Origin of the sequence: Rhodococcus sp. T2V (genome assembly GCF_029269925.1) — a bacterium.
In the GTDB taxonomy this organism is placed as follows: Bacteria; Actinomycetota; Actinomycetes; order Mycobacteriales; family Mycobacteriaceae; genus Rhodococcus_F; species Rhodococcus_F koreensis.
In genome coordinates, this window is the sequence record NZ_JARJBD010000007.1 from 19696 (window position 1) to 46567 (window position 26872).

At 71.0% G+C, this 26872-nt stretch carries 2 protein-coding genes; both read right to left on the reverse strand.

Annotation, left to right across the window (positions count from 1 at the left end; all coding sequences use genetic code 11):
* Positions 1 to 7: 7 nt before the first annotated feature.
* On the reverse strand, positions 8 to 1027 hold the full coding sequence (locus P3H15_RS08795; protein WP_276136853.1) for an alpha/beta hydrolase family protein: 1020 nt from the start codon (positions 1025 to 1027) through the stop codon (positions 8 to 10).
* Positions 1024 to 26697: a non-ribosomal peptide synthase/polyketide synthase gene (locus tag P3H15_RS08800; RefSeq protein WP_276136854.1), complete on the reverse strand. Its 25674-nt coding sequence runs from the start codon at positions 26695 to 26697 to the stop codon at positions 1024 to 1026. The genes P3H15_RS08795 and P3H15_RS08800 overlap by 4 nt, the downstream gene beginning before the upstream one ends.
* Positions 26698 to 26872: the final 175 nt, after the last annotated feature.

Below are 26872 nucleotides of genomic sequence, written 5' to 3' on the forward strand. Positions count from 1 at the left end.
CCCGAACTCAGAGGTCGAGTGCCCGGGCGAGGACGGGCCACGATTCGTGCAGGGCGTCCTGCCAGTAGCCCCACGAATGTGTGCCGGTGTCCCGGAAGTCGACGGTTGCGGGGATGCCGAGGGTGTCGAGCCGGTCGACCAGCCGGTGCGTGCAGTAGTTGGTCGCCGCCTCGATGACGCCGCCGATCACGATCTGGTCCGGGAGCGGCGGCGCCGCTGCGGGGCGGACGGCGTCGAGGGCCTCGTATGGTCCGGGCAGTCCGCTGGCGTTGGAGATGTACAGCTCGAGCCCGCGGAGTTTGTCCGCGTTGACGTAGGGGTCGTGCGCCGTCCAGGCAGGGTCGTCGGTCGGGCCCCACATGTTCTCGGTGTTGCCGCCGCCCACCACCTCGACCACCAACCGGACCAGGTTCTGCCCGATCGGGTCGCTGGTCATCGCGCAACCGCTGTACGACGCGACGCCCCGGTACAGGCCCGGTGCCTGGACCGCGAGGTCGATCACCGAGCCGGCCGACATCGACAGCCCGCCGATCGCGTTCACCCCGTCGGCACCGAGCGCGGCGTCGAGCACCGGGGGAAGTTCCTCGGTGAGGAACGTCTGCCACTTGTTGCGCCCGAGGACGGGGTCGTCGTTCCGCCAGTCGGTGTAGTAGCTGATGTAGCCGCCGACGGGGATCACGACGTTGGCGTTCTTGTCGGCGAAGAAGTCGACGATGTCGGTCTGCCGAATCCAGTTGGCGCCGTCCTCGCCGGCCCCGGCGCCGTTGAGCAGATACAGCGTGGGGCGCGGGACGCTGGTGTCGGCGGGGCGCAGCACCTGCAGTTCCACGACCTCGTTCATCGACGGCGAGTACACGAAGACGTTCCAGCGGCGTTCGTCGATCTTCTCGATCCGGTCGAGGCTGCCGGACGCGCTCGGCGCCGCCACCGTACCGCCGTCGGCGGGCTCGGCCATCGCCACCGGGCCCGGCAGGCCCAGGAGCAACGTTGCGGCCACGGTGGCCACGCCCGCGGTGAACAGTCTCATCGGTCGATCTCCATTCTCGAAACGTGATTCGCGCCGTCGGTGAGGTGGTCGGCGAGCAGCGGGCCGATCACCCGGACCGCGGCCTGTTCGGTGATCTGCCAATGATCGGACTCCACAGGGTGATTCGTGATCCGGCCGTTCACCCAGGGACGCCAGGTGCCGACCGCTCGCCGCAGCGTCGGGTCGTCGTGCGCCGCCGTGAAGAACAGCACGTCCCCGTCGAACAGTCCCGGCCGGTAGTCGCGCATGAGGCCCGCGTTGTGGTGCGCGGCCGCGGTCAGGCGGCGCACGTACTCGGGGCTCAGGGCCGACAGCACTGCGGCCGTGTCCACGCCGTCCCCGGGTGCCGGCTGTCCGGTGGTCTCCTGCGACTGCTGCGTTTCCGCGAAGCTGTCGAGCATCACCAGTGAGCCGACCGCGTGTCCGGACTGCTGCAGTTGCACCGCCATCGCGTGGGCGATGACGCCGCCGATCGACCAGCCGGCCAGGTCGTAGGGACCGTCCGGCTGGATCCGCCGGACCTCGGCGAGATACCGGGCGGCGAGTTCCTCGAGAGAACCGGGCAGCACCTCTCCCGCGACGGCCGGGGTCTGGATGCCGAACACGGGCCGGTCATCGTCGATGTATTCGGCGAATCCCGTGTAGCACCATGACAGTCCGCTGATCGGGTGGATCCAGAACACCGGTGTGCCCGTGCCGCCGGCCCGGATCGGGAAGACCACGTCGAGGGCGGTGTCCCCGGTGTCGCCGTCGGCCGCGTCCATGCGCGCGGCGATCGCGGCCGGTGTCGGCTCCGTCATCAGCCATTGCAGCGACACGGTCACGTCGCTGCCCGCCCGCAGCCGGCTCACCGCCCGCATCGCGGACAGCGACGTGCCGCCGAGGTCGAAGAAGTTGTCGTCGGCGCCGACGCGATCGACCCCGAGGACCTCGGCGAAGACCATCGCGATCGCGCTCTCGTGCCCCTCGGCCGGCGGACGGTATTCGGCGGCAACGAAATCGGGGCGGGGCAGCGCGTCCGCGTCGAGCTTCCCGGTGGGGGTGAGCGGGACGGAATCGATGCACACCACCGCCGACGGCACCATGTGCGTCGGAAGGAACTCGGACACGAACGCTCGAATTCGCGCGGGATCCGGGGCGGAACCCGCGGCCGGCACCACGTACGACACGAGCACCGTGTCGCCGGACGGCCCGCGGCGGCCGAGGGTGATCACGTAGTCCACGTCGGGGTGTTCGAGGACGGCGGCGTCGATCTCGCCGAGTTCGATGCGGTAGCCGCGGATCTTCACCTGATGATCCGAGCGGCCGCTGTACTCCAGTTCTCCCGCCGCGTTCCAGCGGACGACGTCGCCGGTGCGGTACATGCGGTCGCCGGGTGCGCCGTGGGGGTTGGCGACGAACCGTTCGGCGGTGAGGCCGTGCCGGGCGTGGTAGCCGCGGGCCAGTGCCGGCCCCGCAACGTACAGTTCGCCGGAAACCCCTGCGGGAACGGGACGCAGCCGCGCGTCGAGGACCATGACCTCGAAGCCGCGCACCGGGTGCCCGATGGTGATCGGCTGCCCGGCGGTGAGGTCGCCGACGGTGGAGATGTCGGTGGCCTCGGTGGGTCCGTAGCCGTTGAGCATGGTGCGGCCGGGTTGCCAGCGGGCGACGAGTTCGGGGGTGCACGCCTCGCCGCCGACACCGAGGACGCGCAGTTCCTCCAGGCCCGCAGGGTCGATCGACGACAGCATGGCCGGCGTGATCAGCGCGTGCGTCACGTGCTCACGGCGGACGAAGGCCGCCAGTTCGTCCCCGCCGATCACGCTCGGCGGGGTGATCACCAGAGTCGCCGCGGCGGAGAGGGCGGACATCATCTCGCCGACCGCCATGTCGAAGCTGGGCGACGTGTTGTGCAGGAACCGGGACGACCCGTCGACGCGGTAGTGCTCGCGACGTTCGGTCGCGAGGTTCGCCAGCCCGCCGTGGGTGACCACGACGCCCTTGGGCCGCCCGGTGGAGCCGGACGTGTAGATCATGTACGCCGGATTGTCGACGCGCACGGGCCGCCCGCGTTCCGTATCGGTCACCGGGGTGGCCGGTGCGGCTTCGAGCGCGTCCGCGAGTTCGTCGAGTACGAGCCAGGACACGCTGTCCGGCAGGCCGTCCCGCTCCCCGGCGCCGGTGATGCCGAGGGCGGCGCCGGAGTCGAACAGCATGTGGTCGATGCGGTCCATCGGGTATGTGGGATCGACCGGGAGGTACGCCGCACCGGTCTTGGCCACCGCCCACACCGACAGCACCGATTCCACCGACCGCGACAATGCCACGGCAACAAAGGTTTCGGGTCCCACGCCCCGCGCGAGCAGCAGCCGGGCCAGACGGTTCGACCAGGCGTCCGCCTCGCGGTACGTCCAGTCGCGACCCCGCCAGGACAGCGCGATCCCGTCCGGGGCGGAAGTCGCTGCGGCGTCGATGATCCCGGCGAGGGTGGCCGGCGCTGCGGTCGGCAGGCCACGGACGGGGGTGAGGGCGTTGAGCTCCTCGGGGTCGAGGATCTCGATCCGGCCGATCGGGGCGGCGGGGTCGGCCACCAGCGCGGTGAGCACCTTCAGCAGCCGTGCGCGCAGCGCGGTCACGTACGCCGCGTCGAACACGTCGGTGCGATATCGCAGCGTGAACCGCAACCCGTTCTCGGCGAACACCGTGAGGGTCAACGGATAGTGGGTGGCTTCCTCGCCGGACACCCCGAGGACGGTCATGCCGTCGATCGACGTCACCTCGGCCAGCGCCGCGGTGTCCACGGGATACGACTCGAACACCGTCAGCGTGTCGAACAGCGCACCGCTGCCGGTGGTCTGCTGCACGTCGCTCAGGCCGAGATAGTGGTGATCGAGCAGGGTCGCCTGTTCCCGCTGCACCCGGATCAGGAGGCCGGCCGCCGACTCGTCCGGGTCGACCCGCACCCGCACGGGCAGGGTATTGATGAACAGGCCGACCATCGACTCGACGCCCTCGAGTTCGGCCGGGCGCCCCGACACCGTCGCCCCGAACACGACGTCGTCGCGGCCGAGCATGCGGGACAGCAGGATTCCCCACGCGGCCTGCACCAGCGTGTTAAGCGTGACACCGAGTTCCGCACCCAGCGCGGTGAGCTGCGCGGACAGTTCGACTCCGGCGTCCGCGTCCACCGCGACCACCTCTGAGGGTCCGGGTAGCCCGGGACCGTCGGACGCGACGAGCGTCGGCTGCTCGACGCCGGTCAGTGCCTCGGCCCACACCTGCCGGGACGCGGCCCGGTCGCGCGACGCCAGCCACGACAGGAACGCGCGGTACGACGGCACCCGCGGCAACACGGACGCGTCACCCCGCGTGGCGTACAGGACCAGCAGTTCCTTCAGCAGCAGCGGCATGGACCAGCCGTCGACGAGGATGTGGTGCAGGGTCACGGCGAGCGCGTGGTGCCCGTCGCCGTCGTCGATCAGCGTGAACCGCAGCAGCGGGGGCGACGCGAGATCGAATCGGCGTTCGCGGTCGGCGGCGAGCGCCTCCTCCCGCGCAGCCACCCGGTCGGTCGCGTTCACGGACCCGAGATCGACGGTGCGCCAAGGAATCTCCACGCGGTCGAGGACCACCTGCACGAGTTCACCGGTGCTCGCGCCGACGAAGGCGGTGCGCAGGTTCGGGTGCCGGTCGAGCAGCGCGGAGATCGCCGCACGCATCCGATCGGCGTCCACGACGCCGCCGAGTTCGAGTACGGTCTGCGTCGTGTAGACGTCCACCGTGTCCTGCGCGAGCTGTGCGTGGAACGCGAGCCCGTGCTGCAGCGGCGACAGCGACCAGACGTCGGACAGCGCCTCGAACTGCTCTTCCCACAGTTCGAGGTCCCGCTGCCCCACCAGGACGAGGGACACGTCCGACGGGGTGAGCCCGCCCGCCGTTCCGCCGTCCACGTGCGAAGCGACCGCGGTGAGCGCGCTCGTCCACAGGTCGGCCAGTTCCTGGACGTCGGTATCCGACAGCAGTCCCCGGGGATACGAGAACGTGGCGGTCAGCCGGGATTCGCCGTCGACGCCGGTGACGATCGCATTGACGTCGAGAACGGCGGCGGCGGGCATGTCGTCGGTGCCGGCGCCCCGGAGGTCGTCGATGTCCGTGGCCGGGGTCCAGCCCAGGTGCGCGAACTCCTCCGGAATGTCCGCCTCGGAGACCCGGCCCAGGTAGTTGAAGCTGATCTGCGGGGTCGGAAGTTCCTGCAGCGCGGCGGCGGTCTCGGAGTTGAGATGGCGCAGCAGCCCGTAGCCCAGCCCGCGGGCGGGCACCGCCAGCAGGTCCTCCTTGACGGCCTTGACGGCGCGGGAGGTGTCGGCCGTCCCCGCCAGGGCGGCGTCGACGTCGATTCCGCCGAGGTCGAGACGAACCGGATACACGCTGGTGAACCACCCGACCGTGCGGGAGAGATCGGCGCCGGGCGCCGCCTGCTCCTCACGTCCGTGGCCCTCGAGTTGCAGCAGCAGCGACGGCTCCTCGATGCCCCGGCGCCGTCGCCAGGCGCTCACGGCCAGGGCGAACGCGGCGATCAGCCCGTCGGCCACACCGCCCCGGAAGGCAGCCGGAACGGAGGTCACGAGTGATCGTGTCACCGACGCGTCGAGTTCGACGCGCACGTGATCGACCGTGGCCAGGACGTCGAGGGCCGGGTCGAACGGCCGGGCTCCGAGTGTCGGATCGGGACCGTCGAGAATCCGATGCCAGAGAGGAAGTTCCGCAACACGTTCCGGGCTGCGCGCATCCTCGGTGAGGGCATGTGACCACCGTCGCATCGACGTGCCGACCGGCGGGAGCGTCGCGGCCGCACCGGACGAGATCTGCGCCCAGGCGGCGATCAGATCCGGAATCAGGATGCGCCACGACACGCCGTCGACCACGAGGTGATGGGCGGCGACGATCAGACGGCCGCTGCGTCCCGGTGCGCCCACCGGCTCGAGCCAGACGCACTGCAGCATGATGCCGGCGCGGGGATCGAGGCGGTTCAGCGCCGAATCCAGTTCCCGGCGTGCCGGTTCGGTCGGATCGACACCCGGATCCCAGTCGACCCGGTGCACGAGAGAGGCGACGTCGACGGCGCCTGCCGGTGCCACCTCGAGCGCGTCGTCGCCGACGAGCCGGGAACGCAGGATGTCGTGATGATCGATGACGGCGGTCAGGGTCGCGAGCAGGCCTGCCCGGTCGATGCCCACCGGCAATTCCAGCGCGACCGACTGCGAGTAGCGGTCGAGGGTGCCGCCGCGCTCGGTGACCAGACGCATCACCGGGGTGAGCGGCAGCGAGCCGACACCGCCTCCCGGAAGTTCCTCGAGCACGACGGGTTCGGTGTCGGTGGCCCGGGCCGCGACCTGTGCGAGGGCGGCAACGGTCTTGTGCTCGAACACGTCCCGGGGCGAGATGACCAGCCCGTGCGCCTTCGCCCGCGACGCCAGCTGGATCGACGCGATACTGTCGCCGCCCAGGCCGAAGAACGAATCGTCGACGCCGACCGTCGGGACGCCGAGAAGGTCGGCGAACACGGCCGTCAGGACCTTCTCGGTGTCGGTGACCGGTGCCCGGAACCGTGCGGACGCGGTGACGAACACGGGCTCCGGCAGCGCCGCGCGGTCGAGCTTCCCGTTCACCGTCACCGGGAGCGCCGCGATCACCGCGTAGGCGTCCGGGATCATCGGTGTCGGCAGGGTGTCTTCGAGGTGACGCCGGATCGTGTCCGTGTCGACAGCGTGACCGGCGGCAGGCACGAGGTAGGCGGCGAGACGCCGACCCGACGGGGTGTCGTGGACGACGACCGCCGCCTGGCCGACCGTGTCGTGCCGGGACGCCGCGGACTCGATCTCGCCCAGCTCGATCCGGTTGCCCCGGATCTTCACCTGGCTGTCGCCGCGGCCGAAGTACTCGAGTCCGTGCGTTCCGGTCCAGCGGACGACGTCGCCGGTGCGGTACATGCGGTCGCCGGGTGCGCCATGGGGGTTGGCGACGAAGCGTTCGGCGGTGAGGCCGTGCCGGGCGTGGTAGCCGCGGGCCAGTGCCGGCCCCGCGACGTACAGTTCGCCGGAAACCCCTGCGGGAACGGGACGCAGCCGCGCGTCGAGCACCATGACCTCGAAGCCGCGCACCGGCTGACCGATGGTGACGGGTGCACCGGACACGAGGTCGCCGACGGTGGAGATGTCGGTGGCCTCGGTGGGTCCGTAGCCGTTGAGCATGGTGCGTCCGGGTTGCCAGCGGGCGACGAGTTCGGGGGTGCACGCTTCGCCACCGACACCGAGCACCCGCAACTGCGGGTGTCCGCCGGGATCCATCGTGGCCAGCACCGCCGGGGTGATCAGCGCATGCGTGACCCGCTGACGGTCCAGGAGGCCGGACAGGCCGTCGCCGCCCACGATCTCGGTCGGGGTGATCACCAACGTGGCGGCGGCGCTCAGTGCCGACACCATCTCGCCGACGGCCATGTCGAAGCTCGGCGACGCCTTGTGCAGGAACCGGGACGACTGGTCGATGCGGTAGTGCTCGCGGCGTTCGGCGGCGAGGTTCGCGAGACCGGCGTGCGTGACGACCACGCCCTTGGGCAGGCCCGTCGATCCCGACGTGTAGATCATGTACGCCGGATTCTCGACGCGGACCGGACGGACCCTGTCCGTATCGGTGATCGGTTCGGTGCTCGCGGACTCGTGCCGGCGGGCGACGTCGGCGGTGTCGAGGGTCAGCCAGACGACGGTGTCCGGCAACGCGGCCCGCTCACCGGACAGCGTGACACCGAGGGCGGCGCCCGAGTCGGTGAGAATGTGCGCGATGCGATCCGCCGGGTACGTCGGGTCCACCGGCACGTACGCGGCACCGGTCTTGGCGACCGCCCACACGGACAGCACCGATTCGAGCGAACGCGGAAGTGCCAGGGCCACGAACGATTCCGGACCCACGCCGTGCTCGAGCAGCACCCGGGCCAGCCGCGTGGACCACTCGTCCGCCTCGCGATACGTGTACTCCCGACCGTTCCAGCTCAGCGCGGACGACTCCGGGTCGGTGTGGACGGCGGAGTCGATCAGGCCGGCGAGGGTGACGGGGGGCGCCGACGGCACACCTCGCACGGGAACCGCCGCCCGCTCGGCCGGATCCAGGAGGTCGATGTCACCGACGACCGCACCCGGGTCGGACACGGCCGCGTCGAGGACACGGACGAACCGCCGGGCGAAATCCTCCGCGGTCGTGCGGTCGAAGAGATCGGTGGCGAAGCGCAGCGCGCCCGACAACTCGGAAGACGACTCGCCCTCGGACACGACCAACGCGAGGTCGAACTGGGCGGTGTCCGCCTCGAACGGAACGGGTTCGACGGTCACACCGGGCAATTCGAAAACTGTGACGCCGCGATGCTCGAATGACAGCGCCACCTGGAACAGTGGCGTGTGGGCCTGCGTGCGGGCGGGGGCCAGGACGTCGACGAGCCGCTCGAACGGGATGTCCGCGTGGCCGTACGCGCCGAGGTCGGTGCCGCGCACCCGCGTCAGGAGTTCGGCGAAGCTCTCGTGCGCCGCGACGTGCGTGCGCAGGACCAGGGTGTTGACGAACATCCCGACCAGGTCGTCCAGGTGCTGCTCACCGCGACCCCCGACCGGGGTGCCGACGGCGATGTCGGACGTCGACGACAACCGCGACAGCACGACCGCCAGCGCCGCGTGCAGCACCATGAACACGGTGGCGCCGTGATCGCGGGCCGTCTGCTCGAGCGCTACGGCGGTGCCCGTGGGCACCTCGAAGCGCACGGTGTCGCCGCGCTGCGAAGGCGCGGCCGGGCGCGGCCGATCGGTCGGCAGCTCCAGCAGGTCCGGCAGCCCGGACAGCGTCTCGGTCCAGTATCGGATCTGCCGAGCGGACAACGATTCCGGGTCGGTCTCGGACCCGAGTGCCGCATGCTGCCAGATCGCGAAATCGGCGTACTGCATCGGCAGCGGTGACCAATCCGGTGCCCGGCCCGCGCTTCGGGCGGCGTAGGCGACCATGACGTCGCGGGCGAGCGGGCCCATGGACACGGCGTCACCGCTGATGTGGTGCACGACGATCACGAGCACGTAGTCGTCGACGGCGGTGCGCAGAAGCCTTCCCCGGATGGGGATTCCGGCGGTCACGTCGAAGCCGCCGTGCAGGGTGCGGCGAACCTCGTCCGGAAGGTCGTCGGTGGTGACGTCGACCGGGATGAGGTCGAGGTCGACTCGGGCCGGGGGCAGGATCACCTGCGCGGGGCCGTCGCCGTCGTCGGGGAACACGGTACGCAACGATTCGTGACGGTCCAGCACGTCGTGGACGGCGATCTGGAGGGCCGCGACGTTCAGGGTTCCGGACAGGCGGATCGCGAGCGGAAGGTTGTAGGCAGCCGACTCGGGATCGAAGCGGTTGAGGAACCACATCCGGTTCTGCGCCGGCGACAGCGGGATTCGCTCAGGACGCGGAGCCGCCACGAGGGCCGTCCCGGCACCCGCACCGGCGAGGACGGCGACGCGGGCGGCGAGTGTTTCGACGGTGGGGTTTTCGAAGAGTTCGCGGACGGGGATGCGGGTGTCGAGGGCGCGGCCGAGTCGGGCGGCGACCTGGGTGGCGATGAGGGAGTTGCCGCCGAGTGCGAAGAAGTCGTCGTCGAGTCCGATGGGTTCGACGCCGAGGACGTCGGTGAAGGTCTGGGCGACGGTGGTTTCGGTGTCGGTGGTCGGGGCCCGGAAGACGCGGGTTTCGAATACCGGTGCGGGGAGGGCTTTGCGGTCGAGTTTGCCGGAGGTGCCGAGGGGGAAGCTGTCGAGGACGAGGATGGTCTCGGGCAGCATGTAGGTGGGCAGGGTCCGCGCGAGGTGCGTGCGCAGAGTGTTCGTGTCGGAGTCCACACCGGTGGCGGGGACGACGTAGGCGGCGAGGTGGTCGCCGGTGGCGGTGGGGATCACGAGGACCGCGGCCTGCGACACTCCGGTGTGGGTGAGGAGGGCGGTTTCGATTTCGCCGAGTTCGATGCGTTGGCCACGGAATTTGACTTGGAAGTCGGTGCGGCCGATGTAGTCGAGTTCGCCGGTGGTGGTCCAGCGAACGAGGTCGCCGGTGCGGTACATGCGTTCGCCCGTCGTGGAATACGGGTCGGCGACGAAGCGGTCGGCGGTGAGGTCGACGCGTCCGTGGTAGCCGCGGGCCAACTGGATGCCGGCGAGGTAGAGCTCGCCAGGGACTCCGGTGGGGACGGGGTGCAGGCGGGAGTCGAGGACGTAGACGCGGCTGTTCCATTCGGGGCTGCCGATGGTGACGGCGCCGCCGTGGGGGGTGTCGGTGACGTCGGCGTAGGTGATGGAGACGGCGGCTTCGGTGGGTCCGTAGAGGTTGTGGAGGCGGGCGGTGGAGATGCGGGTGAAGTCGTGCACGGTGGCCGCGGGCAGCGCCTCCCCGATCACGAACACGTGTTGCAGGGACGTGATCTGCTGTGGATCCACGGACTCCGTGAACACGGAGAGCATGGACGGGACGAAGTCGGTTGCGGTGATCGCGTATTCGTCGATCAACTCGGCGAGGTACTGCGGGTCGCGGTGCCCGTTCGGGGTCGCGACGACGAGTGTCGCGCCGGCGGCCAGGGGTAGGAAGTACCCCCACAGCGACACGTCGAATGTGGTCGCGGTCTTCTGCAGGTACACGTCGCCGGCGCCCAGCGGATACTGGTTCGCCATCCACGCGATCTGGTTCACGATGGCGCGGTGGGTGACCGCGACGCCCTTCGGCTTGCCGGTGGAACCGGATGTGAAGATCACGTACGCCACACCGTCCGGGCTCACCGTCGCATTCGTCAGCGGTGCGAAGGAGATACCGTCGACGTCGAGGGTGTCGAGAAGGAGGACGGGCCTGTCGCTCGGGAAGGCGTCCCGGGTGGTGGACAGGACGCAGATCGGGTCGGCGGCGTCGAGGATGTAGCCGATGCGGTCGGCGGGGTGATCCGGGTCCACGGGTACGTAGCCGCCGCCGGCGGTGAGGACCGCGTACATGCCGACGACCAGGTCGAGGGAGCGGCGCATGGCCAGTGCCACCAGCGATTCCGGTCCCACACCCTCGGCGATCAGCACCCGCGCCACCTGGTTGACCCGGGCCGCGAACTCCCCGTAGGTCAGGGATTCGCCCTCGAAGACGATCGCGGGCGCGTCCGGGGTCCGGCGAACCTGATCGGCGAAGGCGTCGAGCAGCCGGGCGTCGGGCAGCGGATGGGCCGTCCGGTCGCGTGTGTCGACCAGCTCGTCGTATTCACCCGGATCGAGCAGCGACACGTCACCGACCGCTGTGGACGGGTCGGCGGCCACTGCCCGCAGGATGCGCGTGAACTGCTCGGCGAACGTGGCGACCGTCGAGGCGTCGAACAGATCGGTGGAATAGGTGAACGACGCGTGGATACCGCCCTCCGCCTGCTCGGTCAGCGTCAGATGCAGATCGAACTCGGCGGTCTGCAGCTCGGCCGGGACGGTCGAGACGACGAGTCCCGGCAGGTCGAACGTGGCGGGGGCGAGATTGTGGAAGGACAGGGCCACCTGGAACAGCGGGTGCCGCCCCTGGGAGCGAACCGGATCGAGTACTTCCACCAGCCACTCGAACGGAACATCGGCATGCGAGAACGCACCGAGGTCGGTGTCGCGGATGCGCTCCACCAGTTCCTCGAACGTGGCCGCCGGGTCGATCTGTGTTCGCAGGACCAGGGTGTTGACGAACATGCCCACGAGGTCGTCGAGGGCCTGCTCGCCGCGACCGGCGACCGGGGTCCCGACCGCGATGTCCGCCGTATTCGACAACCGGCTCAGGAACACCGCGTAGGCGGCGTGCACGGTCATGAACAGGCTGGCGTGGCGGGCGGCCGCGAGTTCGCGCAGCAACCCGTGCGTGTGGGCATCGACGGCGAACGTCAGTTCCCTGCCGCGGTGCGACTGCCGCCGCGGGCGCGGACGGTCGGTGGGCAGAGTGAGCTCGTCCGGAAGACCGGCGAGAGTGCGTGCCCAGTAGTCGGTCTGGCGTGCAACGAGCGACGCGGGGTCGTTCTCGTCGCCGAGCAGTTCGCGGTGCCAGAGGCTGTAGTCGGCGTACTGGACCGGCAGCGGCGACCACGCGGGCACGTCCTGCTGCGCGCGGGCGGTGTAGGCGAGCATCACGTCGCGGGCCAGTGGCGCGAGCGAGAAGCCGTCGGCGGCGATGTGATGGGCCACCACGACGAGAAGGTGCTCGTTCTCGGACACCGCGAACAGACCGGCGCGCAGAGGAGCTTCCGCGGTGAGGTCGAATCCCGTGGTCGCGAACTCCAGGGCACGCTGCAGTGCCTCGTCCTCGTTCACCGCGAGCACGGTCAGGTCCGGGAGCGCCGAGTCGGTGGACAGCAGGACCTGGTGCGGCCCGGTGGGTGAATCGGGGTAGATCGTGCGCAGCGCCTCGTGCCGTGCGAGAACGTCGCCGAGCGCCGCCCGCAAAGCGGAAACGTCGAGCGCCCCGGTCAGCCGGAGGGCGAGCGGCAGGTTGTCGACGGCGGAGGCCGGGTCGAACCGGTTGAGGAACCACACCCGGGACTGCGCCGGGGACAGCGGAATCCGGTCCGGTCGCGGACGTGCCGCGAGGACCGGGCGATCGGACGCGCCCGCGGTGTCCACGGCGGCGGCCAGGGCCGCGACGGTGGGCGCGTCGAACAGGGACCGCACGGACAGGGACGTGCCGGTGGCCGCGCGGAGGCGGGCGATCACCTGCGTGGCGGACAGGGAGTTGCCGCCGATCTCGAAGAAGCTGTCGTCGGCGCCCACCCGCTCGACGTCGAGGATCTCCGCGAACACCTGCGCGACCAGCAGTTCGGACGCGGTCGACGGCGCCCGGAACTCCGTCCGTGCCGCGAACGTCGGCGCGGGCAGTGCCGGGCGGTCGATCTTGCCGGCCGGGGTGAGTGGAATGGCGTCGAGCAGGGTGACGGTCGCCGGCACGAGCGCGCGGGGCAGGACTTCGGCCGCCGCCGCCAGGATGCCGGAGACGTCGGGGCCGGTGCCCGGCGCGGGCACGATGTAGCCGACGAGTTGATCGCCGAGCCGCGGATGGTGGTGGACGGATGCCGCCGCGGCGACCACGTCGGGATGCCGGGACAGCGCGGCCTCGACCTCGCCGAGTTCGAGGCGCAGACCCCGCAGTTTCACCTGGGCGTCGGCGCGGCCCACATACGTGAGCTGCCCGTCGGCGCGCAGACGCACCAGGTCGCCGGTCCGGTACATCCGGGACCCTCGGTGGCCACAAGGATTGGCGACGAACCGTTCCGACGTCAGGCCGAACCGCGCGTGGTAGCCGCGGGCGAGGCCGGGGCCGGCAAGATACAGCTCACCCGTGACACCGCGCGGCACCGGCCGCAGCCGGGAGTCGAGGACGAGCGCCTGCGCGCCGTCGAGCGGGCTGCCGATGGTGATGTCGGCGCCCGGGGTGAGCGGTTCACCCATGGTGACGACGATGGTGGTCTCGGTGGGTCCGTAGCTGTTGAAGAACCGACGCCCCGGGGCGAACTGCTCGACCAGTTGCGGCGGACACACCTCACCCCCGACGACGACGGTGCGCAGGTCGTCGAGCCCACTCGCGTCGACGGTGCTCAGCGCGGCCGGGGCGGTGAGCACGTGGGTGACGCGCTGGCCGCGGAGCAGGGCGGTGAGGTCTTCGCCGCCGACCACGGACGGCGGTGCGATCACGAGGGTGGCCCCGGCGCTGAACGCCTGGATCATCTCGAACACGGAGGCGTCGAAACTCGACGACGACAACCGGAGCACGCGGGACTGCGCCGTGGTGCCCAGTTCCGGGCGCGCCTCCGCCGTGAACGCACTCAGCCCCGTGTGGGTGACCGTGACGCCCTTGGGAGTTCCGGTGGAGCCCGACGTGTAGATCAGGTACGCCGGATGCGACAGGCGCAGCGGCCTCGTGCGGTCGCGGTCGGTGACCGGCGCGGCCGACGCGACGGGCGCGGAGTCGTCCAGCAACAGCCACTCGGCGCCGGTGGGCAGCACCGCCGCGGTGGCGGTGTCGGTCAACCCCAGCGTCGCACCCGAGTCGGCGAGCATGTGCTCGATGCGTTCGCGCGGGTAGCTCGGATCGACCGGCACGAACGCGGCGCCCGTCTTGGCCACCGCCCACACGGCGACGGCGGCCCGCGCCGTCCGCGGAAGCGCCAGCGCCACCACCGTTTCCGGCCCGACGCCGCGCGAGATGAGCACGCGTGCCCACTGGTTCGACTGCGCGTCGAGGTCCGCGTAGGAGAGTTCGCCCTCCTCCGAGACGAGGGCGATCCCACCGTGTTCGGCTCCGCGGGTGAAGATGTCCGGCAACGTCCGAGCGGCCACGGCGGCGGGTGCGGGCCCCGCGGTCAGTGCGGCGCGTTCGGCGGCGTCCAGCAGGTCCAGGTCGCCGACCGCGCGCCCCGGGTCGGTGATCGCGTCCCGCAGGATCCGTTCGAAGCGGACGGAGAACGAGTCGATCGTGTCGCGGTCGAAGAGATCGGTGGCGAAAGTCCACGACGCCGCCATTCCGTCGCCGTCCGCGCGGAGGGTCAACTGCAGATCGAACTTCGCGGGCACCACTCCGAGGTCCATTGCGGACACGGACAACCCGGGCAGGGTGAGCTGGTCCACGGTCTGGTCCTCGAGCGACAGCGCCACCTGGAAGATCGGCGAATACGCCTGCGAGCGAGCCGGTTGCAGCAGGTCGATCAGCCGCTCGAACGGCAGGTCGGCGTTGCCGTACGCCGCGAGATCGGTCTCCCGGACGTGTCCCAGCACCTGGGCGAACGAGTGCGCCGGATCGATGTGGGTGCGCAGCGCGAGTGTCCCCACGAACATGCCCACCAGATCGTCGAGCGCCTGCTCGCCGCGGCCCGCGACGGGAGTGCCCACCACCACGTCCGTGGTGGCGGCGAGGCGCGCGAGGAGGGTGGCGAGGGCCGCGTGCGCCACCATGAACAGGGTGGCGCCGTGGCTGCGTCCGAATGCGGTGGCCTGCTCGACGAGTGCGCCGTCGAGGCGGAACGTCGCGACCTCCCCGCGCAGCGACGCCACGGCCGGACGTCGCCGGTCAGTGGGAAGTTCGAGCAACTCCGGCGCGCCGCGCAACTGCCGACGCCAGTACGCGGCCTGGCGCACTGCCAGACTTCGATCGTCCGTCTCGGCGCCGAGAAGTTGCCGCTGCCAGACGCTGTAGTCGGCGTACTGGACCGCGAGCGGTGTCCACTCCGGTTCCCGGTGGCCGGCCCGTGCGGTGTACGCCAGCATCAGGTCTCGGGCGAGCGGCCCCATCGACGCGCCGTCCGCGCTGATGTGGTGCACCACCACGACGAGCACATGGTCGTCCGGCGACAGTCGGAAGATGCTGCTGCGCAGCGGCACCGACGTCGTCACGTCGAATCCGGTGGACAGCTCCGCGGTCAGCAGCGCGAACAGCTGGTCTTCGCCGTCCACCCGGCGAGGTTCGAGATCCACCGCGAGGTCGCCCAGGGAAACGATCCGCTGGTACGGGCCGTCGGCCGACTCGGGATACACGGTCCGCAGCGCCTCGTGACGCTCCAGGACGTCGCGCAGTGCCGCGCCGAGGGCGGCGCTGTCGAGGTCGCCGGACAGGCGCAGCACGAGCGGGATGTTGTACGCCACGGACTCGGGGTCGTAGCGGTTGAGGATCCACATCCGGGACTGCGCCGCGGACAGCGGAATACGATCCGGCCGCTCGATGCCGGCCAGCACCGGGCGGTCACCCCGTTCGGCCGTGTCGACCACCGCGGCGAGGGCCGCGACGCCGGGCGCCTCGAAGACCACCCGCACCGCCAGCGACGTGCCCGCCGACTCGTTGACCCGGCCGATCACGCGGGTGGCGCTCAGCGAGTTGCCGCCGAGGTCGAAGAAATCGTCTGCGGCTCCCACTGTCTCGGCGCCGAGCACGTCGGCGTAGGCGGCGGCGACCAGCCGTTCGGTGTCGGTGCGCGGGGCCACGTACTCGCGAACCGCGAAGACGGGTTCGGGCAGGGCCGTGCGATCCACCTTGCCTGCCGGGGTCAGCGGAACCCGGTCGAGCACCATCACGGTGGACGGCACCATGTAGCCGGGCAGGAGTCGCGCCGCGTGCGCGGTCACCTCGGCCGGGTCGACGGCGGTTCCACCCGCGGGCAGCACGTAGGTCACCAGCGCTGTCGCGTCGTTCCGGACGGTGACCGCTGTGGTGACCGCGAATTCGACGCTCGGGTGCGCCGCGACCGCGGCGTCGATCTCGCCGAGCTCGATGCGGAAACCGCGGATCTTCACCTGGAAGTCGGCGCGGCCGAGGTACTCCAGTTCACCGCTCGGGGTGTACCGCACCAGATCGCCGGTGCGGTACAGGCGCCCGGGGGCGTACGGGTTCGCCACGAAACGCTCGGCGGTGAGCGCGGGACGGTCGTGGTAGCCGCGGGCCAGCGCGGTCCCCGCCAGATAGAGTTCACCCACGACGCCGTCGGGAACGGGATGTAACCTCGAATCCAGCACCAGCGCAGTGGTTCCCCGGATCGGGACGCCGATCCGCACCGGGTCGCCCGCCGTCATCGGACCCGACAGGGTGGCCATGATCGTCGACTCGGTGGGCCCGTACGCGTTGAACATCCGGCGGACGGGTGCCCACTTCTCCACCAGAGACGCATCGCAGGCATCGCCGCCCACCACCACGGTCCCGAGATCCGGCAGCGAGTTCGGGTCGAGGGTGGCGAGCGCGGCGGGCGTGACGAAGGCGTGGCTCACCCGCCGGTCACGGACCCGGGATGCGAGGTCCTCCCCGCCGTATACGCCGGTCGGCACGATCACGAGCGTCGCGCCGGCGGCGAACGCCATCAGGAGTTCGAGAATCGACGCGTCGAAGCTGGGTGACGCGAAATGCAGCGTCCGGCTGAGGGGGTCGAGTGCGTACCGCTCCACCTGTTCGGTGGCGAAACTGTCGAGGCCGGCGTGGGTGACGGTGACACCCTTGGGGATTCCGGTCGACCCCGACGTGTAGATGAGGTAGGCGGGGTGTTCGGCGCGCAACGGCAGCGTCCGGTCGGCGTCGGTGATCGGATCGGCCGACGCAGCCGCACCCAGTTCCGGGTCGTCGACGAGGAGCCAGTCGGTGGTTCCGGGCAGGGCCGCCGACGTGTGGGAGTCGGTCAGGCCCAGCGCCGCGCGGGAGTCGGTCAGCATGTGCTCGATGCGATCCGCGGGGTAGGCCGGGTCGACGGGCACGAACGCGGCACCGGTCTTGGCCACCGCCCACACCGCGGTCACGGACAGCGCGGAGCGGGTGAGCGCCACCGCGACCACCGTTTCGGGGCCCGCGCCCCTCGCGAGAAGAACCCGGGCGAGGCGATTCGAGCGGGCATCGAGTTCCGCGTAGGGCAGTTCCCCGTCGTCCGTGACCAGCGCCGTGCCGCCCACCGCGGCACCGTCGGCGAGAATCTCTGGGAGCGTGCGGCTTCCGGAGTGCCGGACGTCGGCGCGGGTAACGAGAGCGGCGCGTTCGGTGTCGTCGAGAAGGTCGATGTCACCGACGGCGAGGGCGGGGTCCGACACCGCGGCGGCGAGGATCCGGACGAGCCTGCGCCCGAACGCCTCGACGGTCGCACGGTCGAACAGGTCGGTGGCGAACGTCCACCTGCCCCGGGCACCGGACCCGTCCGCGTTCTCCGTCACCGACAGTTGCAGGTCGAACTTGGCGACGGCCTCGTCGAGCGGAAGAGCCGCGACGGTCAGTCCGGGGAGGGCGATGCTCGGCGGCGCGACGTCGTCGATCGACAGCACCACCTGGAACAGCGGGTGATGGGCGGTCGAGCGGGCCGGGCTCGCGATCTCCACCAGCCGCTCGAACGGGATGTCGGCGTGCGCGTAGGCGGCGAGGTCGGTGTCGCGGGTCTGCTCGACGAGCGCGCGGAACGTCAGCGCCGGGTCGACCTGTGTGCGCAGGACCAGGGTGTTGACGAACATACCGACCACGTCGTCGAGTGCGGCCTCCCCGCGGCCGCTGACCGGGGTGCCGACGGCGACGTCGGTGCTACCGGACAGCCGGGACAGCAGCACGGACAGGGCGGTGTGCAGCACCATGAACGGGGTCGCGCGCAAAGACCGGGCGAGTGCCGTCACTGCGCCGTACGTCTCGGGGTCGAGGGCGAAGTCGACGGTGTCGCCGCGGTGCGACGCGACGTGCGGCCGGGGACGGTCGGTGGGGAGTTCGATCCGTTCCGGCAACCCGGCGAGGGTGTTCGTCCAGTAGTCGATCTGCCGGGCGGCGAGCGAACCGGCGTCGCCCTCGTCGCCGAGGACGTCGAGCTTCCACAGGGCGTAGTCGGCGTACTGCACGGGCAGCGACGGCTGCTCGGGTGCGGTGCCCGCCGCGCGGGCGACGTACGCGGACATGACGTCCCGGGCCAGCGGTCCCATCGACCAGCCGTCGGCGCTGATGTGGTGGGTCACCAGAACCAGCACGTGCTCGTCCGCCGCGACGCGGAGCAGCGCCACGCGCAGCGGGACGGTCGCCGTCACGTCGAAGCCGCGGGTCACGAGGTCTTCGACGGCGGACGGAAGTTCCTGCTCCGTGGTCGGGGCCGGTGCCAGCACGGCGGTGGTTCTGTCGAGCACCACCTGGTGCGGTCCGTCGGCGGAATCGGGGTAGACGGTCCGCAGTACCTCGTGACGCGCGATCACATCGCGGACGGCCGCGCCGAGCGCGTCGACGTCCAGTTCTCCGGTCAGCCGCAGCGCGGCGGCGATGTTGTAGGCGCCGGAGGCGGTGTCGAACCGGTTGAGGAACCACATGCGGTACTGCGCCGGAGACAGCGGCAGCCGAGACGGGCGCCGGCCGGCGACGAGGGCAGGACGGGTGTGCCGGTGGTCCGGGGCCGACGCCGCCGCGAGAGCGCGGACGGTGGGAGCGTCGAACAACTCCCGGACACCGAGTGCGGAACCCAGTTCGGCGTTGATCCGGGCGACCGCCCGGGTGGCGGTCAGCGAGTTGCCGCCGAGGTCGAAGTAGTTGTCGGTGGCGCCGACGTCCGGGACGCCGAGGACGTCGGCGAAGATCCGCGCGACGGCGATCTCCGCGGCCGTCGCCGGCGGTTCGACTACGGCGCTCGCGAGCGCGGGTTCGGGCAGCGCCCGGCGGTCGAGTTTGCCGTTGGGCCCCAGCGGCAGTGCGTCGAGGAGGACGAACGCCGACGGCACCATGTACGACGGCAACTCCGCCGCCGCGTGCGCGGACAGCCGGTCGGGGTCCGCGGTGTTTCCGGAGCGCAGGGCGACGTAGCCGACGAGACGCTCGGCCGGCCCGTCCCCGCGCACCAGGACAGCCGCCTGCGTCACGTCGGGATGGTTCAGGAGCACGGCCTCGATCTCGCCGAGTTCGAGGCGCTGCCCACGCAGCTTCACCTGGAAGTCGGTGCGGCCCAGATACTCCAGCTCCCCGCCGTCGGTCCAGCGCACCAGGTCGCCGGTCCGGTACAGGCGGGCGCCGTCGGTCGAGAACGGATCGGCCACGAACCGGTCGGACGTCAGGTCGGGGCGTCCGACATACCCGCGGGCAAGTTGGGTGCCGGCCAGATACAGCTCGCCCGCAACACCGACGGGCACCGGGAGGAGTCGGGAATCGAGGACGTACACCCGGGTGTTCCACACGGGTGCGCCGATCGGCACCGGACCGGTCGCCGCCGGATCGGTGCGGTGGAACGTCACGTCGACCGCGGCCTCGGTGGGCCCGTACAGGTTGTGCAGCGCGGCACCGAACTGCCGGTGGAAGCGCGTGACGGTGGTGCGCGGCAGCGCCTCACCGCTGGCGAAGACCTGCCGCACGGTGGTGCAGAGCGCGGTGTCGGCGTGCTCGAGGAACACGTCGAGCATCGACGGGACGAAGTGCAGCGTCGTGACACCCTCGTCGCGGATCAGCCGCGACAGGTAGTGCGGGTCCCGGTGCCCGTCGTGCTCGGCGATCACCATGCGGGCACCGGTCATCAACGGCCAGAACAGTTCCCACACGGACACGTCGAACGTGGCCGGGGTCTTGTGGAGAACGACGTCCCGCGCGTCGACGGCGTAGCTGTCCTGCATCCACAGCAGCCGGTTGACGATCGCGGCGTGCGACACCGCCACACCCTTCGGGCGTCCCGTCGAACCCGACGTGTAGATCACGTACGCGGGGTGGCCGGGGCGCAGCGGCGCGAGACGCTCCGCGTCGGACAGCGGCGTCGTCGCGACGGTGGACAGGTCGAGCCGGTCCACCCGCACCGTGCGCAGGCCGTCGGGCACGACCCGCGTGTCGGACGCGGTCGCGAGCACCAGCGCAGGGCTGGCGCTGCCGAGTACGTGGGCGATGCGCGCCTGCGGATGGTCGGGATCGACGGGCAGGTAGGCCCCGCCCGCGCGGACGACGGCGTGGAGGGCGACGAGTTGGTCGAGGGACCGTCGCAGGGTGACGGCCACGATGGATTCGGGGCCCACCCCCTGCGAGATCAGATGGCGGGCCAGGGTGTTCGCCCGGCTGTCGAACTCGGTGTACGACAGCGTCTCGTGCCCGAACGTCACCGCCGCCGACTCGGGTGTGCGGAGCGCGGCGGTGCCCAGCAGGTCGACGAGGGTGACGTCGTCGATCGCGTGATCGGTCGCGTTCCACTCCTGCAGAATGCGAGCGCGTTCGGCGTCCCCGAGTAGATCGACGGCACCGACCAGGGTGTGCGGCCGGGTCATCGCCGTGAGCACCCGCGCGAACCGCTCCGCGACCCGCCGGGCGCCGTCCGCGCCGAACGCATCCGCCGAGTACTCCAGCGTGAGATGCAGATCCGGCTCCAGCACCGTGACGAGCGCCAGGGGGTAGTGGGTGGCGTCGGTGACGTCGATACCGCGGATCCGCAGTCCGTCGATGTCGGTGTCCGGGTCCAGTGCCGCGCGGTCGACGGGGTACGACTCGAACACGGTGAGCGTGTCGAACACGCTGCCCGGGCCTGCGACGGACTGGATCTCCGTGAGACCGACGTGGTGCCGGTCGAGCAGGCGGACCTGCTCGTCCTGCAGCCGGCGCAGGAGCGAAGACACGGGCTCGTCCGGATCGAGACGCAGACGGACGGGAACGGTGTTGATGAACAACCCGAGCGTCTCCTCGACGCCGGGGAGGTCCGCCGGACGTCCGGAGACGGTGGCGCCGAACACCACGTCGTCACGGGACAGCAAACCGCACAGCAGGATTCCCCACGCTGCCTGAATCACCGTGTTGACGGTCACGGCGTGCTCGCGGGCGATCCGGGTGAGCTGCCCGGCCACCTCCGCCGTCACCGGGACGTCGACGTCCCGGGGAGCCGAGCCGTGGCCGGTGTGCTGCGGGGCGAGGACGGTCGGTTCGGTGGCTCCCTCGAGTGCGGCGGCCCAGTCGGCGAGCGCGCCGGCGCGGTCCTGTCCGGCGAGCCACGCCAGGTACCGGCGGTAGGGGCGCGCGGGTGCCGCGCTCGGCGCGTCCGACGCGTACAGCAGCAGGAAGTCCTTGACGAACAGCGGCATCGACCAGCCGTCGAACAGGATGTGGTGGTTGGTGATAACCAGCGTCGACCGGTCGCCCGTCGTTCGATCACCCGAATGGGCCAGCACGAACCGGACGAGCGGCGGTGCCGCCATGTCGAACCGCGTCGTGCGTTCCACGGCGACGAGTTCGTCCAGTCCGCCGGCCCCCTGCACGTGGATCTCACGCCACGGCACGGTCACCGAATCGGGGACCAACTGCGCGGGGACGCCGTCGGTGTCGTAGACGAACGCGGTCCGCAGCGCCGCGTGCCGATCCAGCAGGCGCTGCGCCGCGCGGTGCAACCGGCTCGCGTCGACGTCGCCGCCGAGATCCAGCACGATCTGCGCCGTGTACACGTCCACCGCGCCGGCCGACAGCCCGGCGTGGAACAGCAGACCCGACTGCAGCGGCGACAGCGACCAGATGTCGTCCAGCGGGCCGTAGCTGTTCTCCCACAGCTCGATCCGATCCTGGTCGACGGACACCAGCGGGACGTCGGACGGGGTCAGTCCGGCGGGTCCCGCGCCCCGCACGTGCGAAGCCAGTGCCTCGAGCGCCGTCCGCCACAGGTCCGCCAACCGCTCGACCTCGGACGCGGTCAGCACCCCGGTGGGGAAGTCGAACGTGGCCGACAGCCGGCCGTCGTCGCCGACCGACGCGTTGATGTCGAGGACGAAGGCGATCGACAGTCCGGCGCCGCTGAACGCGTTGACGTCGATCCGGGTGGCGTCGGGGATCCAGCCGTTCTCGCGCACCGCGTCCGGGAGGTCGCCTGCGCCGACGCGTCCGAGGTAGTTGAAGCTGACCGGCGGCGAGGGCAGGGCGTTCAGGATCTCGGCGCTGTCGTCGCGGAGGTGACGCAGCAACCCGAAGCTGGTGCCGTTCCCCGGAATACGACGCAGCTGCTCCTTGACGGTCTTCACGGCCCGCTCGGCGGCAGGTCCGCCGGCCAGTGCGTCCGTGACGTCGAGCGCGTCCAGTGCGATCCGGGCCGGGTAGGCGGTGGTGAACCAGCCGACGGTGCGCGACAGGTCGGCGCCGGGCACGAGGGCCTCGTCGCGGCCGTGACCCTCGAGAGACAACAGCAGCGTGCGTTCGCCGCCCCACGCGGCGAACGCGAGACCGAGTGCCGTCACCAGGCCGTCGGTCACGGTCCCGCGGAACGCGGTAGGCAGGGTCGTGAGAAGGGTGGCGGTGGTGTCGGGCCCGACCTCGGTGGACACCCGGCCGGTGGTGGCGCCGGTGTCGACGGCGGGATCGAGCGGGCGGGAACCGAGTGCCGGAACGGGGCCGTCGAGGATGGATCGCCAGGCGTCGAGTTCACCCGTCACCGAGTCGGTTTCGGCCGTCTCGACGAGGGCATGGGCCCAACGGCGGGCCGACGTCGCGACGGGCGGCAGTTCGGGGGTGCGGTCGGCGGCCACCTGCGCCCAGGCGGTAGCGAAGTCCGGCACGAGGATCCGCCAAGACACTCCGTCGACGACCAGATGATGGGCCACCACCAGGAGCACTCCGCGCGCGTCGGCGGGGTCGATCCACACCAACTGCAGCATCACACCGGCGGCCGTGTCGAGACGGCCTGTCGCGGCCCGGCACTCGGTGTCGAGCGCGGCGTCGAATTGCTCCGTGCCGGAACCGTATTCGGTACGTACGTATGTGACGACCCGCTCGGCGTCCACGGATCCCGCGGGCTCGACCACCAGTTCCCGGCCGTCCGCCGGAAGGTGGGAGCGCAACGCGTCGTGATGATCGAGAATCGCGGCGACGGTCCGGTGCAGCCGCGGCAGGTCCAGGTCGGCGGGCGCCGTCAGCGTCACGGCCTGATAGAAGGCGTCGAGGTCGATACGGTTGCCGCGGCTGCGACCGAGGACGTCGCGGCCGATCGGCGTGAGGGGCAGGGCGCCCACTCCCCCGCCGGGCAGCTCGGGCAGCCGCGACTTCTGTGCCACCGCGAGGTCGACCGCGACCTCGGCGAGTCCGGCAACGGTCTTGCGTTCGAACACGTCCCGCGGCGTGAACACCACACCGGCGGCCTTCGCTCGCGACACCAGCTGGATCGCGACGATGCTGTCGCCGCCGAGCGCGAAGAAGGAGTCGTCTACGCCCACCGCCTCGACGTGCAGCACCTCGGCCACCGCGTCGGCGACGATCTGCTCGATCGGCGTCGACGGCCCGCGGAACGGCGTAGCGGTGGTGTCGAATTCGGGTGCGGGCAGGGCGCCGCGGTCCACCTTGCCCGCGGGTGTCAGGGGAATCGTGTCGAGCGGCACCGTCAGCGACGGCACCATGTGCGCCGGGAGGAATTCGCCGGCGAACGCGGCCAGCGCGGCGGGATCGAAACGGTGATCCGGCCGGATCCGCACGTACGACACCAGCACCGGCGTGCCGCCGTCGCGTTCGTGCACGGCGGACACGGCGAAGTCCACCGACTCGTGTGCCGACAGCACGGCGTCGATTTCGCCGAGTTCGATGCGCTGTCCCCGCAGTTGCACCTGGAAGTCGCTGCGCCCCACGTACTCGAGGACGGGACTGTCGCCGCGGCTCCACCGCACGAGGTCGCCGGTGCGGTACAGGCGGTCGCCCGTGGCCCCGGGGAACGGGTCGGCGACGAAACGGGACGCCGTCAGCCCGGATCGGGCGTGGTATCCCTCGGCGAGTCCGGGGCCGCCGAGATACAGCTCTCCCGTCACTCCGCGCGGCACCGGCCGCAGCCGGCGGTCCAGGACGAGTGTGCGGGCACCCTGCATCGGACCGCCGATGGTGATCGCCGCGGGGTCGGTCTGCGGACCCGTCATGGTGATGACGATCGTCGACTCGGTGGGGCCGTAGCTGTTGTACAGGCGGCAGCGGGCGCCGAAACGTTCGACGAGATCCGGCGGGCACATGTCGCCGCCGACCACCACAGCCTCGAGCGAGTCGAGACCGGTGGCGTCCACCGTTCCCAGAACCGCGGGCGCGCTGATGATGTGGGTGACCTGCTCCGAGCGCAGCAGCGCCGCGAGGTCGCCACCGCCGTACACGTCGGCAGGTGCGATGACCATCGCCGCGCCCGCACTGAGTGCCTGCACCATCTCGAACACGGACGCGTCGAAGCTCGACGACGAGAAGCGCAGCACCCGCGAGTGGCGCGTCACACCGAGTTCGGGCCGGGCCGACGCGGCGAACGTGGCCAGTCCGGTGTGCGTGACCACCACGCCCTTCGGCGTGCCCGTAGAGCCGGACGTGTAGATCATGTACGCCGGATGCTGCGGCATCAGCTTCGCCGGACGGTCGGTGTCCGTCACCGGCGCGATCGACCTTTCCGCGCAGGCCGACGTCAACGCGGGGTCGTCGAGGGCGAGCCAGGCGACGTCGGTTCCCGCGAGCACGTCGCGGTGCGCGGTCGCCGTCAGCCCCAGGCTCGCCCCGGAATCGGACAGCATGTGCGCGATGCGCTCGGCCGGGTAGGCCGGATCGACGGGGACGAAGGCGGCGCCCGACTTCGCCGTCGCCCACACCGCCACCACGGAGTCGACGGACCGGGTGAACGACACGGCCACGAAGTCGCCCGGGCCCACCCCGCGGTCCAGCAGCAGGCGTGCGAGCGCGGTGCTGCGCTCGTCGAGTTCGCGGTAGCCGATCGTGGTGTCGCCGAGGATCAGTGCCGTGCCGTCCGGGTTCGCGCGGACCCCCGCCTCGAACAGCTCGGCGAGCAGTGCCGGGGCGGGTGCCTGCGGGCCGGCCGCGGGCACGAGCTGGGCGTGCTCGTCCGCCGTCAGCACGTCCAGGGCGGCGACCTTTGTGTCCGGGTCGGCGTCGGCGAACCGGGCCAGGAGGGCGAGGAAGCGCGCGTGGTGTTCGGCGAGCTCCCCGTCGCCGTACAGGGCGGGGTTCGCCTCGAAATCGATGCGCGACGAACTCCCCGCGACACTCGGGTAGAGGTTGACGGAGAGGTCTTCGACGGGTCCCGTCGACAGCACGTGGAACTGTCCGGTGAGCTCGCCGAGAGTGATCTCGGAGTGGAAGTTCATGATGTTGATCGCGGGCCCGAAGAAGCCCCGCTGATCCCGGGCGGCGCCGGCGTCGCGCCGGATGTCCTCGCTCCGGTACCGCTGGTGCCGGAGCGCGCCGGTGAGTTCGAGCTGGACGGCGGAGACCAGGGCGGCGACCGTCGTGTCCGGGGTGATCGACACCCGCAGCGGCACCACGTTGGACACCATGCCGCCCGACCGGCGCAGCACCGCGTTGGTGCGGGCCGACACGGGCAGGCTGAGGACGACGTCGTCGGAACCGGTCATCCGGGCGACGAACGCGGCGGTCGCCGCCACGGTGACGGCGGCGAAGGCGGAGTCGAGACGCTCGACGGCCCCGTCCACCGCCCGGGCGATGCGGGTGGGCACCGGCCCGCCGTGCCACCGCGACCGGGCCTGCGCCGGGGCACTGCGGCCCGCGAGGCCGGTCGGGGCGGGAAGGTCCCGGGAGCGGGTGGCCCAGTAGTCGCGGTCGGAGAGGAACCGGGACGAACCGCGGTACACGTCCTCGGCGGCCGAGACGTCCCGGAGGTCGCCCGCCACCGATACCGCGGGTTCCACGCCCCCCACCTCGGCGGTGTACAACTCGGCGGCGCGATTCATGAACTTCATCGCGCCGTACCCGTCGAGCGCGATGTGGTGGATGCGGCAGTACCAGAGGTGGTGGTGCTCGCCGATCTGCAGCGTGGCGCCGCGGATCAGCCGGTCCGCGAGCAGGTCGAGCGGCGCGGTGTAGTCGGCGCGCATCCAGCGCAGGGCGGCGGCGTGGGGGTCCGGCTCGGTCCGGAAGTCGTGATGCTCCACCCTGTCGTCGAGGGTGAAGTCGACCGTCTGGAGCGGCTCGCCGCCGACCTCGACGATGCGGAGCATGCCGCTGCCGATCTCGCGGGCAGCGGCCTGACCCGCACGTCGCAGGGCGTCGACGTCCAGTTCTCCCTCGATGTCGACGTATTGCGCGATCGTGATCGGCACGTCGCCCATGAGGTGCTGGGCGAACCAGATCCCGCGCTGAGCGGCGGTCAGTGCGAAGGGGCGCGCAGCGTCGTCGCTGCCACTGGTCTCGGTGCGGGCGGGGCTACCAGCCGCGAATTCTGCCGGTTCCAAGGGTCGTTCTCTTATCTGCTGGGAGCAGCGGCTGACGACTCGTGCTCCGGGGACCGACTACGGAAAAGCTCTAGTTAGGTTTGGGTAACCTATGGGTTTGACCAGGAAAGAGTCGCATAACCTACCGCGGTGGTCAAATTTTCGGACAAAACAGACCGAGAGGATCGTTTCCTGT